Below are 16,637 nucleotides of genomic sequence, written 5' to 3'. Positions count from 1 at the left end.
GGAGACCTAAGAAATAGCTGTTTCAAGCATACGAAAAGCCCCACGGCAATGTGAACTGCTCCCGAAGACTCGAAGCGCTGAAGCCCCAAGACCCATCAGCTCCCACCATGACGCGACCTCGAACGCGATGGCCTCATACACGCATCGGGCGAGGTCCGCATCAGTGGTCCCGAGCTGCAGGCCCCAGAAGACCCCGCTCGGCGCCTTCGACCACCTACCGCGATTTTGATCGGAAAGACGGGCGAAGAAGAAGGGCACCCCCGCGTCGAGTTCCAGCGCCGCCAGTTCATCACTTCGGTCGTATGTTCCACGCGGTAGAGCATTCTTCACGTACCACCGATGCGCGGCTCCTGCAGTCGCGACCGCCGCCTCTCTGACGAAATCCCCGCGCTTGAGAAAGGCGAAGACGGGACACCACTATGCGGGACTCCACTAATCGCGCCAACGTCAGCCTCAGATGAAGCCGGTACTTGTTAAGATGAGAAACGTCACGCCGACCTCCTGCGCAGTCACTTCACTCGCTCGTCTTCAGCGTCGACATTCCATCACCACCTATGCGAAAGGCCCGAAGTGAGCACCCCGTTCGAAGGGGGAGCTGCAACTCCTCAGGAAGTTCCCTCCCCCCTCCCCCCGTTAATCCCCAGATCCCTGTGAAGAAGCCGCGCAATACGCTCGGACTCGTCGCGCTCATCCTCGCCATCGCCGGAACAATTCTCTCGTGTGTACCCGGCATCATAATCCTCGGGTGGATCCTCCTGCCCGCCTCCTTCGTCCTCGGACTCGTCGCCGTGCTTCAGAAGGACAAGGCCCATGGTCAAGGCCTCGCAGCGATCATCATTTCCATCGTTGGAACCATCGTCGCAGCCATTGCTTTCATCGCCGTCATCGACCACGCCGTAGATCAGGCGCTGACCACTGAGACCACGACCTCGACCCCCGCAGCCTCGTCGCCTCAAAGCACTCCCGCCGAATCGAACGCCCCCGCTACGAATGAGGGCGATGCCGGCTCCTCCAGGGAGAATCCTCTCCCCATCGGCTCGGAGATCACGACGAAGGACTGGAAGGTCACCGTCAACTCCGTCGACCTCAATGCGGATGAGAAGGTTGCCGCCGCAAGCGATTTCAACGAGCCGGCCACGGATGGCTTCTCCTATGTTCTTATCAACATAACGGCCACCTACCTCGGCAATGACTCCCAGGGTCAGATGCCCTGGGCGACGGTCGACTTCGTCAGCAAGGACGGCAAGACGTACAACCTGGCGTCTTCTCAGAAGCTGACTCTCGCGCCGGAGGAGTTCGACCAATTGTCTCCCCTTTTCAATGGCGCATCGACGACCGGAAACATCGTCATCGAGGTCCCGACCGATGGGATCGAGCAAGGCACTCTCGCTGTCCAGGCGGAACTGCTTGCGGATAAGAAGTTCTTCGCCGTCAAGTAGTCGAGTCGATTCCACTGTACATCGGGGCCGTTGGAGCATCACTGCATCGACGGCCCCGCTGGCTTATCACGCACCGACGAACGCCCTCGCGACCTCGAGGAATGAACTGCTCCCCTTTAGTTGGACTGAGAAATCAGACACCGACTAATGGGGAGCAGTTCAATGCACCGTGGGGTCTTTCCATTCGGACGATTGGTGATCAGTCAAGCAGAGCATCACACCTCTGCGCATCACACGATCTGTTGCGAGGAGATCAGACTCCCAGCAGAGCCTGGATCGGCCCAAGCAGGAAGTAGACGACGAAGAGGATCGAAGCCAGCCACATGAGCGGGTGGACCTTCTTCGCACGGCCAAGAACAACCTGGATGACGGTGTGAGTAATGAAGCCAACGCCGATACCGACGGAGACGGAGTAGCCGAAGGGCATGAAGGCGATGGTCATGAACGACGGAAGAGCGATTTCCGGGGCCTGCCAATCGATCTCGGTAACCTGGGTCATCATCAGGAAACCAACGAAGACCAGAGCGGTCGAAGCGGCTTCGGTGGGGACGAGCTCCATGAGCGGTGCAAGGAAGGTCGAGAGAAGGAAGAGGATACCGGTGACGACAGATGCAAGACCTGTGCGCGCGCCTTCAGCGACACCCGCTGCGGACTCAACGTAGGAGGTGTTCGAGGAAACGCCACCGAAACCACCGGCGGCGGCGGCGAGGGAGTCGATCACCAGGATTTCACGAGTCTTCGGTGGGTTGCCCTGTTCGTCGAGCAGATTGCCTTGGGCGCCGACGGCGACCATGGTACCCATCGTGTCGAAGAAGTCAGCCAGCATGAGCGAGAAGATCAGCAAGGCGACGGAAACAATGCCTACCTTACCGAATGCGCCGAACATGTCGACCTTGCCGAGCGTGTTGAACACGGGGACGGCAACAGGTGAACCGTCGAGAGCCGGAATGGTCTGGCCCCAACCGGTAGCGTTCTCATCCGATTTCATACCAAGGTGAAGAACGGCTTCGACGATGACGGCCAGAATCGTCGAAGAGACGATCGAGATGAAGACGGCACCCTTGACCTGACGGATGTAGAGGACGAAGGTCAGGAACAGGCCGAAGACGAAGACCAGGGTCGGCCAGCCCTGCAGGGAGCCGTTGATGCCCAGCTGAACCGGGGTGGCGCCTGCACGGACGATACCGGCGTCAACCAGACCGATAAGAGTGATGAAGAGGCCTAGACCAACGGTCAGAGCGGTCTTCAGCTGATGAGGAACAGCCTTGAACACTGCCTCACGGAAGCCGGTGAGAACCAGGAGCAGGATGATGATGCCTTCCCATGCGACAAGACCCATGGCCTCTGCATAGCTCAGGCCCATGCCTATAACCATGGTGAAAGCAACGACGGCATTGAGGCCCAGACCGGCAGCAAGTGCCAGCGGATAGTTGGCGACAACACCCATGAGGATGGTCATAACGCCTGCAACAAGCGCGGTACCTGCCGCAACACCCTGGGCAGTAATAGAGCCATCCTCCGGCAGTGCTGCCCCGAGGATGGCTGGATTCACGACAAGAATGTAGGCCATGGCGAAGAACGTGACGACACCGCCACGAATTTCCTGACCGATCGAAGATCCGCGTTCGCTGATCTTGAAGAACGAATCAATTGAACCTTTGGCCGCTGATTGGGATGAAGCGGCAGTCTGTTGTGTGCTCACGAACTCATCGTGCCAACGTGCGAAACTTACAGGCAAGAATCGTGTCGGGCGCCACAACACAATGTGGACACCGTGCCTACGGGGTCACATTCGCAGGCATTTTCTCGGTGTCCAGTGCACCGTCGTCAATACGCGACGGGCGAACCGACCACTGGGTTCCCTGCTTGGCAACATCAGTTTCCGAGTGCGCGCCGCAGGTGTGATCGAGGCTGACCACGCGACCATCATCGGGAGCCCATTCGTTGGCGCATACACCGAACACCGTGCGCATCGAACCCGACAGTTTCACCAAGAAACCACAGGTTGAGCACGAGTTACGTGGCGGGCGAGATGACTTCGGTCCCTGCTCAGACTTGTACCAGCGATCAACGGCAGCACTACGGCCTTCTTCGGACAGGACGCGCTTGCGACCCAAGCCGATTTCCTTCAGCTCCGGGTAGTCAATGTCCTCGCCGACATCTTGGAAGGACTGCTCAAGGCGGGCATCTTCTGCCTGGTAGGGGAGGATATCGTCGCGCGACAGATCGCCTGGACGCAGGCGGTCTTCCCACGGGATCCACTGCGGAGCAAGCAACGCACCATCGCGAGGAAGCATGTCGACCTCACACACGGTCGCGTGACGCGAACGCGGAATGCGCGCAACCGTCACTGCCCACGCCCAACCGACATAGCCGTCGTCGGTGGAAGCGAAATAGTGGGTTCCGATGCGCTCTGAGTCCATGACGAACCCAAGGTGTTCACCGATGGGACGCGGGTGGGCAACAGCCTTCGCGGATTCACGAGCAACGTCGACTGCTTGGGCAAGAACCGCGTCCTTCTTCGGGGTACGCACCGCTCCCTTATGCGTTGAAGGCGAGCGCGACGAAGTTTTCACCGTTGTGTCAGTGGCGGGCGTCTGGGGTGCAGGCACAGTATCGCCAGCGTGTGTGTCAGGCATCGAAATCCTCGGCTACTGCTTTAAGAACCTTCGCGATCTGAGGCGCGTTCTCGGGGTACTTTCCGCGACGCAAGCTGGTCGAGGAAGCATCGAGCAGTTTGATGAGGTCCTCAATCACGGGGACCATGGCTTCAGGCTTGCGGTGGCGCGCCGCCGCAAGCGACTTCTTTGGGGCCAGGATGCGAACAGTCAGTGCCTGTGGACCCTTGCGTCCGTCAGCGACACCGTACTCGACGCGCGTCCCCGGCTTCACCGTTTCAATTCCTTCGGGGAGCGCAGAAACGTGCAGGAATACTTCCATACCGTCGTCACCACCGATGAAGCCGAAGCCACGATCAGCATCGAAGAACTTCACCTTGCCAGTAGGCATGTTGCTCCCCTTTCCTTTAGGAATCATTCGTTTTCATTCGTCCTGTCATTCTAATGCGCCCGCCACCTTAATGCGCTACATGCTTTCAACGCCAAATGAATACGGGGCGGGTAACATCGAATTATTGAACGCTTGCAGGTCGGCTCAAAGGTCAGGAGATCCCCATGTCGTTCCGTTCCGCTGTTTCGCATGCGTGCGCCAGCGCCGTTGTCGGTATCGCCCTGATTGCAAGCCTTGGCGCGCCAGCACTTGCCACATCCCCTGTCACTATTTCAACGTCGGTGACCGACCCCTCGGGTTGGCTCAGTGACTCTCACGTTTCGGAAATATCCTCTTCCGCGGACGAGGCCGGGGCTGCTGGTTTGCAGGTTTATTTCGTGACGGTTCCCGATTTTTCGGGTGCTGAGCCAATTGAATGGTGCAAGACTTCGGGTTTGAACTCCGGATTGTCACATCAGTCGATCATCTACGCGATTGCCTATGAAGAGCGCATGTTCGCAACGTGTGGCAACGCTGATCAGCAACTTGTCACCGATTCGGATATCACTCGCGCAACGTCGGCCGCAAAGAAAGTTCTTGCCACATCGAATCCTCTGGACGCTGATACGACGACGGATGCAGCAACAACCTTTATTTCAACGCTGACATCAACCGTGACAGGTCAAACCTCGTCCTCTTCTTCACACTCTTCGTCGACCGACGCTCCTTCCTCCGGGAAGTTGGGATTCAGGTGGATCCGCACCGTTGTCATCCTTGTCGTTATCGGTGGACTGATTGTGTTCTTCGTGAAGCGCAACACGGCGAAGGGCACTTCAACCCCCGCTCCGAAGGCAACCGCTGACCGCCCTTGGGCACCCGGCGATCAGCTTCCGTCATTGACCGAGGATCAGGTACTGGCCCTGACCAACCAATCTTCGACTCTGCTCCTTCAGGCAGACGAACTGGTACGTTCGGCCGCCGATGAGCTTGATTTCGCGCGCGCTCAGTTCGGTGAAACGAAGACCGACGCATATGTGAAGGCACTTTCTGCCGCTCAAGCGGGCATCGCGAAGGCATTTACTGCCCAGCAAACGATGAACGAGGCCCCCGATTCTCGTTCGCGTACCGAGGCTGCGCTTACGCTGCAACATGAGTTGAACCAGGTCATGCCAGCTTTGGTTGAGCAACAGAAGGCATTCAGCCAGCTTCGCGATGAAGAGGCAAGCGTTCCCATGCAGGCCACGGACGTGAAGACGCGCATTTCTGAGGCAATCGCAGCGTTGCCCAGCGTGGAAGCTGAACTCACCGCCCTTCAGACGCTGTACTCGTCCACGACCGTTGCCTCGTTGACGGACAATCCTCAGCAGGCACGCGCTCTCCTTGATTCAGCGTCGGTCGCCGCGAACCAAGCAACCTCCCTCGCAACCTCTGATCCGTCAGCAGCATTGGTGCAACTCGATATTGCTCGCCGAGCACTCGCGATGGCGGGACACCAGACCGAGGCAATCATGAGCGCCAAGCACGATCTCGCTGCCGCGAACGAGGTTCTGACGAAGGCAATTGCTTCGATCACCTCGGATCTTTCCGACGTGACGACCCTGAAGGCAGACTCAGCAGCGTTCGCACCGCTTGTTGCCGAAGCACAGAAGGCTGTAGCCGAGGCTCAAAGCGCACGCACAGGAAGTGGTGACCCGCTGGCTGCGCTGGAAAACCTACGTTTGGCCGAATCTCAGCTGGACGCCGCGCTTGAACCACTTCGTTCTCAGGCTGACGCAAGAGAACGCAAGGTCCAGGCAGCACGGAACGCCGTGTCCGACGCTCAAGCCCAGTACGCGCGAGCTAACTCTTACATTCAGGGACGCCGGGGCGTCATCCCGTTGGACGTCCGTTCCAAACTCGCTGAGGCTAAGGCTGAACTCGATCAGGCTGTTGCACTTGTCCAAACTGACCCCGATCAGGCAACGACCCTGGCGAAGAGCGCGCGTAGCGTGGCCCTTACCGTGCTGTCAACCCCGATAAACGATCCCTCATACAGGCAGGCTGATCAGTTCAGACACCACACGAATGGAAGCGGTGGAATCTTCACCGATAACACCGGCCTTGGCAATGCCCTGCTGTGGTCTGTCTTGATGAATGCCGGTCGTAGCCTCGGGCAAGGAGGAAGCGGAGACGGCTTCTCCGGTGGCGGATTCTCTGGCGGAGGCTTCGGCGGAAGCGGTGGCGGATTCGGTGGCGGTAGCTCCGGCTCCTTCTGATCTGAACATATGGCTGGTGCCTTGCAGGAATGCCCTGCAGGGCACCAGCCATCTCGGCTCCACCTTCACACCGAACGGATATGCAGTCCGTTCACAGGAAGTATTCGGTGTCACATTCTAAAATGGAGGTGACGCGATAGCCGCGCAATCCATCCAGCGAAGGACAGGAACAATGGCAGAAAAGCAGTCCATCATCGGTCGCATTTCCCAGCTCGCAAAAGCAAACATCAATGCCCTCTTGGATCGCGCTGAAGATCCGGCAAAGATGCTTGACCAGCTGATCCGCGACTACACGAACTCCATCGCAGAAGCCGAAACCGCAGTCGCCCAGACTGTCGGCAACCTGCGTCTGGCAGAAAAAGACCACGAAGAAGACGTTGCCGCAGCAGCTGACTGGGGTCGCAAGGCTCTGGCCGCTTCGCAGAAGGCAGACGAAATGCGTGCAGGCGGCGATGCTGCAGGCGCTGACAAGTGGGACAAGCTCGCCAAGGCAGCGATCGGCAAGCAGATCACCTTTGAAGGCGAAGCCAAGGACGCAGAACCAATCATCGCCTCACAGACCGAGGTTGTTGAGAAGCTCAAGACCGGCCTTGCTCAGATGAAGGACAAGCTCGAAGAACTCAAGTCCAAGCGCGATCAGCTGGTGGCACGGCAGAAGACCGCAGAGGCACAGACCAAGGTCAATGACGCTGTCGCATCTATCAACGTGCTCGATCCGACGTCAGAGCTCGCACGCTACGAAGAGCGTGTCCGTCGCGCCGAAGCACTGGCACAGGGTCAGGCAGAGGTCGCGGCCTCGTCCCTCGACGCACAGTTTAAAGAACTCGAAACCGACGCCTCCGAGATTGAAATCGAAGCGCGCCTGGCAGAGCTCAAGAACAAGGACTGATCGCTCAGCTCGAACGTCATTGCGACCAGCGAGTAGCTGAATCAAACAGAAGTGGTGTGGGGCAGTGCCCCGCACCACTTCTGTTTGAGGTTTGACGAACTATCCGGCACCTGATCGCCTCAGGCACAGGCATACTGACGCACAGGCCCCAAACAGCCCGGCTGGCGGTTTTTACAGGTAGTCGAACGGGTTGAAGTCGTCGACGTCGATGATGCTCAGTCGCGGTAGAGTTACCTGGAATGCGTGCAGATCGTATTCGAGGTCAAGGATCTCCAAGCCCTTGGCTTCCAGCTCATGGAAAGCGGTCGACAGGAATTCGCGGAAGCAGAGGATCGCGACACGACGTCCCTGATCCAGCAGACGCTCAACTTGAGGAGCGAAATCAGCGTCATGGCTGGCAAGAATGACCGAGCCCGAGTCCAGCTCTGAGATCGCATCCATCGTGCGCTGCAAACCAAGGTCAACGACCTTCACGTCGGCAGGACCCGAAAGCGGGATCACCGAGTAGTTCATGGCGATGAGTGCTTGAACGAATCCCATCGGTAGCGAACCGGAAGAACCGTTGAGGAAGAAGAGGCCCTTCGCTTCACTTCCCCAGTGTTCTTCGGCGCGTTCAAGGACTCGATTCCAGCGCGGGCGTTCTTCTTGATTCGGACGACGATCCAACACTGACATACCAAGAGTGGCATCGATATTTTCGCCGTCAACGATCAAGTAGGTTTTTTCTTCGTTAAATGAATAGTTATCCATAGGGTCAAGAGTAAAAGATTATTACGCGAAAAGGGCGTTGCTCGACACCTATCGTGCCGAGCAACGCCCTATCGAGTGGAAACTACCTACTCACGTGCGTGAGCAGATCACTTCACGTCTTCGTCAACCCAGTCGAAGGTGCGGGTAACAGCCTTCTTCCAGAGGCGGTAGGTGCGATCGCGCTCTGCGGTGTCCATGGACGGCTTCCAACGCTTGTCTTCCTGCCAGTTGGCAATGACATCGTCTGTGCCATTCCAGAAGCCGACTGCGATACCGGCTGCGTAGGCAACACCCAGAGCGGTCGTCTCTGCAACAACCGGGCGGATGACGTCCACGCCGGAGATGTCAGCCTGGAACTGCATGAGCAGATCGTCAGCCGTCATGCCACCGTCAACCTTGAGTTCCTTCAGCGGGACGCCTGCATCGGCGTTCATTGCATCAATGAGCTCTGCGGACTGGAATGCGGTCGACTCCTCGACTGCGCGGGCAATATGGCCCTTGTTCACGTAGCGGGTCAGGCCAACGATCGCACCGCGAGCGTCGTCCTTCCAGTACGGTGCGAACAGACCGGAGAATGCCGGGACGAAGTACACGCCACCATTGTCTTCAACGGTCTGAGCGAGCTTTCCGATCTCGGAGGACTTCTCGATCATCCCGAGGTTGTCACGCAGCCACTGAACCAGCGAGCCTGCAACTGCCACGGAGCCTTCGAGCGCGTAGACCGGCTTGGCGTCACCAAGCTTGTACAGCACGGTCGTCAGCAGACCGTTGGTCGAGAAGACGGGCTCTTCACCCGTGTTCATCAGGGTGAAGCAACCGGTGCCGTAAGTGTTCTTCGCGGTGCCCTTTTCGAAGCAGGCCTGACCGAAGGTTGCAGCCTGCTGGTCACCAAGGATGCCGGAGATCGGAACGCCTGCGAGCAGACCATTCGGGCGACCGGTGCCGTAGGTGTCTGCGGATGCCTTGATCTCAGGGAGCATTGCCGGCGGGATGCGGAAGTCAGCGCAGATGTCTTCTCGCCACTTGAGCTCACGAACGTCCATCAGCAGGGTACGGGATGCGTTGGTCACGTCGGTTGCGTGGACGCCACCGTTAACGCCACCGGTCAGGTTCCAGAGAACCCAGGTGTCCGGGGTGCCGAAAAGCAGGTCGCCTGCCTCTGCCTTCTCGCGTGCCCCCTCAACGTTGTCGAGGATCCAGGTAATGCGAGGTGCGGACGGGTAGGTTGAGATGTTCTCGCCGGTGATCTGGCGGTAACGTTCGGTACCCAGCGGGTCGCCTGCTGCGACGCCACGGACGATTTCCGAAGTACGGGTGTCCTGCCAGACGATTGCGTTGTAAACGGGCTCGCCGGTGTTCTTGTCCCATACGATGGTGGTTTCACGCTGGTTAGTGATGCCAACAGCAGCAAGTTGGGTGGCGTTGATTTCTGCCTTCTGAAGCGCCTCGGCGACGACGGTGCGAACCGATTCCCAAATCTCTACGGGATCGTGCTCAACCCAGCCCGGGTTCGGGAAGATCTGGGTGAATTCCTTCTGGCCAACCGAGACGATTTCGCCGGAGTGGTTGAAGACGATCGCACGGGAGGACGTGGTGCCCTGGTCAATCGCGAGAACGAATTTTTCATCAGACATGAATGGTGTCCCTTCTGTTCACTTCTTTGTGTTTCAGATAGAAACGCGGGGTCCCAGACGAGTCCGCCTGGGACCCCACGCGAGGTTAGAGTGCCAAAGCTCTAGGTTCAGGCCAAGCCAGAGCCGAATGCAACGAGTGTTGCGACGATGGCGCCGATGATCGGGCCGACGACCGGGACCCAGGAGTAGCCCCAGTCGGAGCCACCCTTACCCTTGATCGGGAGAATTGCGTGAGCAATACGCGGGCCGAGGTCACGGGCCGGGTTGATCGCGTATCCGGTGGGGCCACCGAGAGAGTTACCGATGACGACGATGATCAGTGCAACGCCGAGCGGGCCAATCGCGGTTTCGGTGTAGCCGGAGACGAAGACCCAGAGGATCAGGACGAAGGTGCCGATGGCCTCAGTGAGGGTGTTCCAGAATCCGTTGCGAATCTCGGGAGCGGTCGAGAAGACGCCGAGCTTGAGGGCCGGGTCGAGATCTTCATCGAAGTGCTGCTTGAAGGTCAGCCAGCAGAGGATTGCACCAACGAATGCACCGAGGAATTGAGCTGCTAAGTAGATGCCAACGTTTGCTGCAGTGACGGCAACGCCGGGGGCCAGTTCGACGGACGAATCCATCATGTGACCGACGGCCTTAGCAATGGTGACTGCAGGGTTGAGGTGGCCACCCGAGTCGTATGCGACGTAGACGCCTGCGAGAACTGCGAGGCCCCATCCCCAGTTAATCATGAGCCAACCGCCGCCGTTGCCCTTGGACTTGGGCAGGAGGTTGGTAGCAACGACGCCACCACCGAGGAGGAGAAGGACTGCTGTACCGAGGAACTCAGACATGAAGATATGTCCGGCAGTGAGTTCATGCGGCGCAAGAGGAAGAAGTGTTGCGAGCATTTTTCCAATCTTTCTTCGATGCTTCGTTGCATCGAATTGTCGGGCGGTTTCCCACCCGCAGGGTTCCTTTAGCGAGACAGGACTGATCACGCCAAGTGCGAAAAGTCTACCGCGTCACATACGAATTCTTTTTCAAGACTCCGCTTGTTTCGCAGGACCGCTCGTGAGCACTTTGCGGTCGCAGAACAAACCCGCGCTGACCTGTGATGTCTTCACCTGGACACCACACAGTATGACAGCGTTTGCACATCGAACCTGCCCCTGTGCACAACCGTGCATCTGAGGGGACACTTACCTCTCCAATGTGTGCACGCTCACCAAATCGCACAGTCTCCCAAAGGATTGGACATTCAACAGTTAGACCTGCACGCCTGTGCATGGCAGACTATGACACGTGACGATTCGTGACGAACAGGCTCATGAAGCCGCATCAATGTATTACCTCCAAGGCCAGACCATGGAGACGATCGCACGCCACCTTGGCGTATCACGCTCCTCGGTCTCTCGTTTACTGTCCTACGCGCGCGACACCGGCTTGGTTCGCATCTCAGTGAGCGCCGCTCCAGGACACAAAGGAACCCTTGCCGGTCAAATTTCTGAAATCTTCGGCGTACAGACGTCCGTTGTTCCGGTCCATGACGTCCACACCGAAGTCAACCGACTTCATAACGTCTCGCTTGTCGCGGCGGAACGTCTGGTCGACATGCTCAAACCCGGTGTCACCCTTGGCATCGCATGGGGCAACACGACCTCAGAGATCACCCGTTGTATGCCACGCGTCAACTTCCCCGGATCGACCGTCGTCCAGCTCAACGGGGCCGCGACCGCTACCGAGTCCGGCATGCCGTACGCAGACGCGATTATTTCCCGCGCAGCGCGCGCAATGGGCGGACGCATGGTCCACTTCCCCGTTCCCACGTTCTTCGACTACGCAGAGACAAAGAAGCAGCTCTGGCGCGAGCGCTCGGTTCAGACCGTGTTGAAGACGATTGACGACTGCGATATCGCTCTGTTCGGCGTCGGCTCACTTTCGGCACGCTTGCCCTCCCACGTTTATTCGGGTGGCTTCCTGGACACTGAAGAAATCGCAATGGCCCAGAAGGACGGCGTTGTCGGCGACGTCTGCACCGTCCTCCTGCGCGAAGACGGCTCAACAGACATGGAACTCAACAGCCGAGCTTCCGGGCCCAGCCCAGAGACTCTCCGCAAGATCCCGCGTCGCCTCTGCGTCGTAGCTGGTGCCTCGAAGGCGCTCCCGCTACTTGGCGCGCTGCGCGCACACGTCGCCACCGACCTCGTCCTTGACGATGGCGTGGCACGCGAACTGCTTGATCTGGTTCGCACTCGCGCGGCGCAGGCGCGTGGCCTCGCCCCTAGGCGCTAAGCCAGATCATACCCAGCCAAAAACCAAAGAAAAGTGGAGCTCACAACAATCGTGAACTCCACTTTTCTTTATCCAAGCAGACACCACACTCCGGTTGACAAGGACGTGTTCTAGGCGATCTGCGCACGAAGCCCATCAATGACAACGTTCAAGAGGCCGGTCCGGGAATGCTCAGAGCTTCTTGACCAGCGGGAACGTGATGGTCTCACGGATACCCTGACCGGTCAGAGCCATCAGCAGGCGGTCAAGGCCCATACCCATGCCACCTGCCGGTGGCATACCGTACTCCATGGCCATCAGGAAGTCTTCGTCCAAGACCATTGCTTCCGGGTCACCCTTTGCCGCAACAAGCGCCTGCGCTTCGAAACGCTCGCGCTGGATGACCGGGTCGACGAGTTCGGAGTAGGCTGTCGCCAGTTCGAAGCCTCGGACGTACAGGTCCCACTTCTCGACGATGCCCGGCTTGGAACGGTGTCCGCGGGTCAGCGGGCTGGAGTCTTCGGGGTAGTCGCGCACGAAGGTCGGCGCATACAGCTTGTCACCTACGGCGACTTCGAAGATAACCTCTGCGACCTTACCGGGACCCCAGTGGTCAGCAACGTCTTCACCGAGTTCTTCGGCGATCTTCACCAGTTCGTCCAGCGGAGTATTCACCGTGAACTCACGACCAAGAGCGTCAGCCGTGGCCTCGAACATCGAGATTTCTTTCCACGAACCCGAAAGGTCGTAGGACGAACCGTCAGGCAGGGTGACGACCTCGGTGCCCAGGGCGTCGCGTGCCGCCTTCTGGATGAACTCACGGGTGCGACGAGCCATCGTGTCGTAGGAACCGTAGGCTTCGTATGCCTCGAGCATCGTAAATTCGGGGCTGTGCGAAGAGTCCGCGCCCTCATTACGGAAGTTGCGGTTGATTTCGAAGACCTTGTCGACGCCGCCGACAACCGCACGCTTGAGGAAGAGCTCGGGCGCAATGCGCAGGAACAGCTCGGTGTCGTAGGCGTTCATGTGAGTCGAAAACGGACGTGCGGCCGCGCCACCGTGCAGGTTCTGTAGCATCGGCGTTTCGATCTCGATAAAGCCAGCTTCATCAAAGTAGTTGCGCAGCGACTTCACAACATTGGCGCGCATACGCACCATGTCGCGGGCGGCCGGGCGAACAATCATGTCGAGGTAGCGGCGACGAACACGCAGGTCCTCAGACAGGGACATTTCGGTGCCGTCTTCTCCGGTGTAGGTCTTCGGTAGCGGGCGGATCGCCTTTGCAGCGATCTGCCATGCGGGGACCGGGGCGCCTTCGTTGATGCCGGGCGTGAACAGGTCGGCGGGCGCGGTGCCGGGGCATGCCATGATCGACAGTTCGCCACGACGCGAGGAAATGACGCGACCGTGCACGAACAGGTGGTCACCAAGGTCCACGTCGGTCTTGTACTGAGCCAGCGAATCCAAACCGACCTCTGCGGCCGACAGCATGACCTGAATACGGTTGCCGGCGCCATCCATCAGGGTTGCGAAGCAGAGCTTGCCACCGTTGCGAGCAAGCATCACGCGACCGGCAATACCGACCTCGTCCTGAGTTTCTTCGCCGGTTTCAAGGTGAGCGTACTTTTCACGAACATCGGCGATCGAAGTGGTAATCGCCAGGACGACCGGGTAGGCCTGGCCTCCTTCGGCAAGCAGGCGCTCGCGCTTTTCTTGGCGGACACGCACCTGTTCGGGGGCGTCGTCGTTTTCCGGGGCAGCTGGGTTTGTATTCACGTCAGTCACCCTGCCAGTTTAACGGCATCACCGCACCCATTTCGCATAGGGAACGCGAGTGGGTGCAGTGCCACATCGCACAACGTCAGTTCGCGGATTATTCCACCTTGGCACTCGTATCGACGAGGCCGGGCACTTCAACGTATGTCTATGCCACCGTTGCCCGTTTTAAAAAGGGACGCGGGGAGGGCCCAGAGGCACTACGTGCCGGACGACTTCAGGCCGAGTTCGCGAGCGCGATCAGAGTCTTCTGGAACCGTCCCCGCTGAGGACCCGACCTCGACAATATGGTTGTCAGCGTCAACGAATGCGACGGCAGGCTCCCAGCCTTTCACCATGGACTCTGGAACCTGGCAGTAGGCCATGATGATGACCAGATCGCCGAGGTTCACGAGGTGCGCAGCGGCGCCGTTGAGCTGGATGACACCGGAGCCTCGCGGACCGGCGATCGTGTAGGTGGACAGGCGATTGCCATTGTTCACGTCTGCAACGTCGACTCGTTGCCCGGGCGCAATGTTCGCCGCGTCCAGCAGCTCCTCATCGATGGTGATCGAACCGACGTAGTGCAAGTCAGCACCCGTGACGGTGGCGCGGTGGATCTTGCCCTGGATCATCGAGCGCATGATTTCACTCACCAGCATTCCCCTGTTCAACGGGCGCCACAAACGACATATTGTCGATCAGGCGCGTGGTGCCAACCTTGGCTGCGAGCAGCAGACGATATTCGCGCTCCCCCGCCTGATTCAAGGTCGCGGGATGCAAGGAATCAGCCGACGTCAGTTCTGCCGATCCGTAGGCGCCCAGGATATCGAAGGTTCCATCATCGACCAGCGCAATGTAATCAATGTCGATATCTCCGGTCGCCTCGAGGTGGCCTCGTATGACGTCAATAATCTGGGTGGCAGGTGCGCCCGCACGACCCGCTTCAACACCCAGCGTCAAGCTCTGGTTGAGAGCACGAGCGCGGACACGCTCTTCGTCAGACAGGTAGCGGTTGCGACTGGACAGGGCAACGCCGTCGGTGTCACGCACAATCGGAACGCCGATCACGGTCACCGGCACGTCGAGCTGGCGGAACACATGGCGCAACATCGCAAGTTGCTGAGCATCCTTTTCGCCGAACAGTGCAACATCTGGGCAAACGAGCCCCATGACCTTCGTGCACACCAGCGCAACCCCACCGAAGTGGGTCGGGCGAGTCTTGCCTTCTAGGACGCGAGCAATCGGACCGGGATCAATCGAAACGGTGACGGGCTCGGGGTAGGCATCTTCGGGGCTCGGTGCCCACACGACATCCGCGCCCACGGTTTCAAGCGCGTCCATGTCCGCTTCGAGCGTGCGCGGGTAGGCATCATAGTCCTCACCCGGAGCAAACTGCGTGGGGTTCACGAAAATCGTGACGATGACGTGATCACCGTGCGCCTTCGCCTGTTTGACCAGCTCCAAATGCCCCGAATGCAGGGCGCCCATCGTCATCACCAGAGCTCGCGAGCCGGTCAATGGCTTCAGCGCTGTGGCAAGTTCTTCACGCGTATGAGTGAGCACTGGTCGTTTCGTCATACTTCCATTGTCGTAGTAGGCAGACTCATATGCGACCTCTAAGGGCGAGTATTCCCCCACGTTTCTGACTGATGCACTGCCAATTCTGCGCCAACACGACGCGGACAACCAGCGTCAGAGCCCGCCTTCCATCAACGCCGTTTTAATCGAGTCGCACGCTCTATCACTCAGGTGGCCTCGTCGATAGAGGATGTCGGTCGCCTGATGCGCACGCGCGCGGTAGATATCCGCGAAATCACCCCCAGCATCACGATCACCGTCGGATGCGAGCAGGCCAGCCAGCGCTTTCACATGTTCAGCAATGACCTGCGTATCGCCGTTCGCAATCGGAGCCGCAAAAGCCCGCTCAATTTCAGACAGCGCTTTTTCTGCCGTTCCAGCCAGAAGCGAAGAAGCGAAGAGAGCGGGGTCCTCAATCCCAGCACGTTCAAGACCAGCCAACGACTGGACGACCGCCGTCACGATCCCAAGCGTGCCAAGCGTGAGCGCCGCGTGGACTGCCGGGCGAGCATCTTCGTCGACAACAATGGGTTCACCACCCATTTCCACAACCAGCGCCTGCGCGATCGGCAAGAAAGGTGCGGGCGCGCTGACAGCAAACGGAGTACCCGACAGACGCGGAATATCAAGGCTCATACCCGTGAATGTCATAACGGGGTAAATCGCGGTCGGAATCGCGCCATTCGCCTGCGCGGGCGCCAGAATCCCGGTTCCAAACGGACCGGCCAGATGGCAGACGATCTGCCCCATTTTCCACGCGCCCATGTCGGCAAGGCCCTTGACCAGAGGCTCGATTTCTCCGTCGGGAACGGCCAGAATCACCAAGCCCGATGCGGCAATTACCTCGGTTTCATCCATGATCGCCACGCCCGGGAGCATCATCTCCGCACGCTCACGCTCAGCGTCCGTGTGCGCGACGACGCCGGCGATTCGATGCCCCACGGAACGTAGAGCGGAAGCGATGACAGGACCGACCGTCCCCATGCCGATGAGTCCGACGTCAAGCCTGCCTGGTTGCTCACTCACAATGTGCCGCCTTGAGTAGATGGTGTGCGCGGGCGCGCGTCTTCAACGGTAGTCGATATTCGCCCGC

14 protein-coding genes and 1 pseudogene are annotated in these 16,637 nt (G+C 59.0%); 4 read left to right on the top strand and 11 right to left on the bottom strand.

The features are described 5' to 3' along the window. Positions 1-6: 6 nt before the first annotated feature. Positions 7-384: pseudogene (locus QP503_RS08830) on the bottom strand (FGGY-family carbohydrate kinase); the annotation flags it as partial. Positions 385-650: 266 nt separating this feature from the next. On the opposite strand from QP503_RS08830, the gene QP503_RS03050 reads away from it, so the two are divergent. Next, a complete protein-coding gene (locus QP503_RS03050) occupies positions 651-1,439 on the top strand; it encodes a hypothetical protein (RefSeq protein ID WP_285101221.1) in 789 nt (262 codons plus the stop codon). A gap of 253 nt (positions 1,440-1,692) precedes the next feature. Here QP503_RS03050 and QP503_RS03045 read toward each other — a convergent pair whose 3' ends face one another. From QP503_RS03045 to QP503_RS03035, 3 genes are all read right to left on the bottom strand, one after another. Further along, positions 1,693-3,141, bottom strand: a complete 1,449-nt coding sequence (locus QP503_RS03045; protein ID WP_285067991.1) for an NCS2 family permease — start codon at positions 3,139-3,141, stop codon at positions 1,693-1,695. A 76-nt stretch (positions 3,142-3,217) separates the two neighbouring features. Beyond that, the gene (locus QP503_RS03040) at positions 3,218-4,078 is read right to left on the bottom strand and encodes a DUF3027 domain-containing protein (protein WP_285067992.1); all 861 of its coding nucleotides are present in this window, start codon (positions 4,076-4,078) and stop codon (positions 3,218-3,220) included. After that, on the bottom strand, positions 4,071-4,448 hold the full coding sequence (locus QP503_RS03035) for a cold-shock protein (protein WP_285067993.1): 378 nt from the start codon (positions 4,446-4,448) through the stop codon (positions 4,071-4,073). Before QP503_RS03035 ends, QP503_RS03040 begins: the two co-directional genes overlap by 8 nt. A 164-nt stretch (positions 4,449-4,612) precedes the next feature. Here QP503_RS03035 and QP503_RS03030 point away from each other — a divergent pair, with 164 nt between their 5' ends. Beyond that, positions 4,613-6,682 carry a TPM domain-containing protein gene (locus tag QP503_RS03030; protein WP_285101219.1) on the top strand — a complete coding sequence of 690 codons (2,070 nt, stop codon included), beginning with the start codon at positions 4,613-4,615 and terminating at the stop codon, positions 6,680-6,682. 172 nt (positions 6,683-6,854) lie between these two features. Further along, a complete protein-coding gene (locus tag QP503_RS03025; protein WP_006680841.1) occupies positions 6,855-7,571 on the top strand; it encodes a PspA/IM30 family protein in 717 nt (238 codons plus the stop codon). Positions 7,572-7,742: 171 nt separating this feature from the next. Here the strand turns inward: QP503_RS03025 and QP503_RS03020 are convergent, their stop codons facing one another. The 3 genes from QP503_RS03020 to QP503_RS03010 all read right to left on the bottom strand — a co-directional run bounded on the left by QP503_RS03020 (position 7,743) and on the right by QP503_RS03010 (position 10,845). Continuing rightward, the gene (locus QP503_RS03020; RefSeq protein WP_006680840.1) at positions 7,743-8,321 is read right to left on the bottom strand and encodes an NYN domain-containing protein; all 579 of its coding nucleotides are present in this window, start codon (positions 8,319-8,321) and stop codon (positions 7,743-7,745) included. Between the two features lie 107 nt (positions 8,322-8,428). Continuing rightward, entirely contained in the window at positions 8,429-9,955 is a 1,527-nt protein-coding gene (gene glpK / locus QP503_RS03015) for a glycerol kinase GlpK (protein WP_285101217.1), read from the bottom strand. Positions 9,956-10,062: 107 nt separating this feature from the next. After that, on the bottom strand, positions 10,063-10,845 hold the full coding sequence (locus QP503_RS03010) for an MIP/aquaporin family protein (RefSeq protein WP_006680838.1): 783 nt from the start codon (positions 10,843-10,845) through the stop codon (positions 10,063-10,065). A 433-nt stretch (positions 10,846-11,278) separates the two neighbouring features. Here QP503_RS03010 and QP503_RS03005 point away from each other — a divergent pair, with 433 nt between their 5' ends. After that, the gene (locus QP503_RS03005) at positions 11,279-12,229 is read left to right on the top strand and encodes a sugar-binding transcriptional regulator (protein ID WP_040318513.1); all 951 of its coding nucleotides are present in this window, start codon (positions 11,279-11,281) and stop codon (positions 12,227-12,229) included. 171 nt (positions 12,230-12,400) lie between these two features. Here the strand turns inward: QP503_RS03005 and QP503_RS03000 are convergent, their stop codons facing one another. The 4 genes from QP503_RS03000 to QP503_RS02985 all read right to left on the bottom strand — a co-directional run bounded on the left by QP503_RS03000 (position 12,401) and on the right by QP503_RS02985 (position 16,570). Then, complete coding sequence (locus QP503_RS03000) at positions 12,401-13,993, bottom strand: lysine--tRNA ligase (protein WP_219585640.1); 1,593 nt, start codon at positions 13,991-13,993, stop codon at positions 12,401-12,403. A gap of 191 nt (positions 13,994-14,184) precedes the next feature. Next, positions 14,185-14,607 carry an aspartate 1-decarboxylase gene (gene panD, locus QP503_RS02995; protein ID WP_006680835.1) on the bottom strand — a complete coding sequence of 141 codons (423 nt, stop codon included), beginning with the start codon at positions 14,605-14,607 and terminating at the stop codon, positions 14,185-14,187. A 4-nt stretch (positions 14,608-14,611) separates the two neighbouring features. Beyond that, on the bottom strand, positions 14,612-15,544 hold the full coding sequence (gene panC / locus QP503_RS02990) for a pantoate--beta-alanine ligase (RefSeq protein WP_219585639.1): 933 nt from the start codon (positions 15,542-15,544) through the stop codon (positions 14,612-14,614). Between the two features lie 114 nt (positions 15,545-15,658). Continuing rightward, positions 15,659-16,570, bottom strand: coding sequence for a Rossmann-like and DUF2520 domain-containing protein (locus QP503_RS02985; protein ID WP_103632694.1), 912 nt, complete (start codon positions 16,568-16,570; stop codon positions 15,659-15,661). Positions 16,571-16,637 lie beyond the last annotated feature (67 nt).

The sequence above is a fragment of the Pauljensenia sp. UMB0895 genome (assembly GCF_030218905.1).
In the GTDB taxonomy this organism is placed as follows: Bacteria; Actinomycetota; Actinomycetes; order Actinomycetales; family Actinomycetaceae; genus Pauljensenia; species Pauljensenia turicensis_A.
The sequence above is the reverse complement of the archived record's forward strand: the minus strand, read 5'-3'. Positions and strand labels throughout refer to the sequence as shown.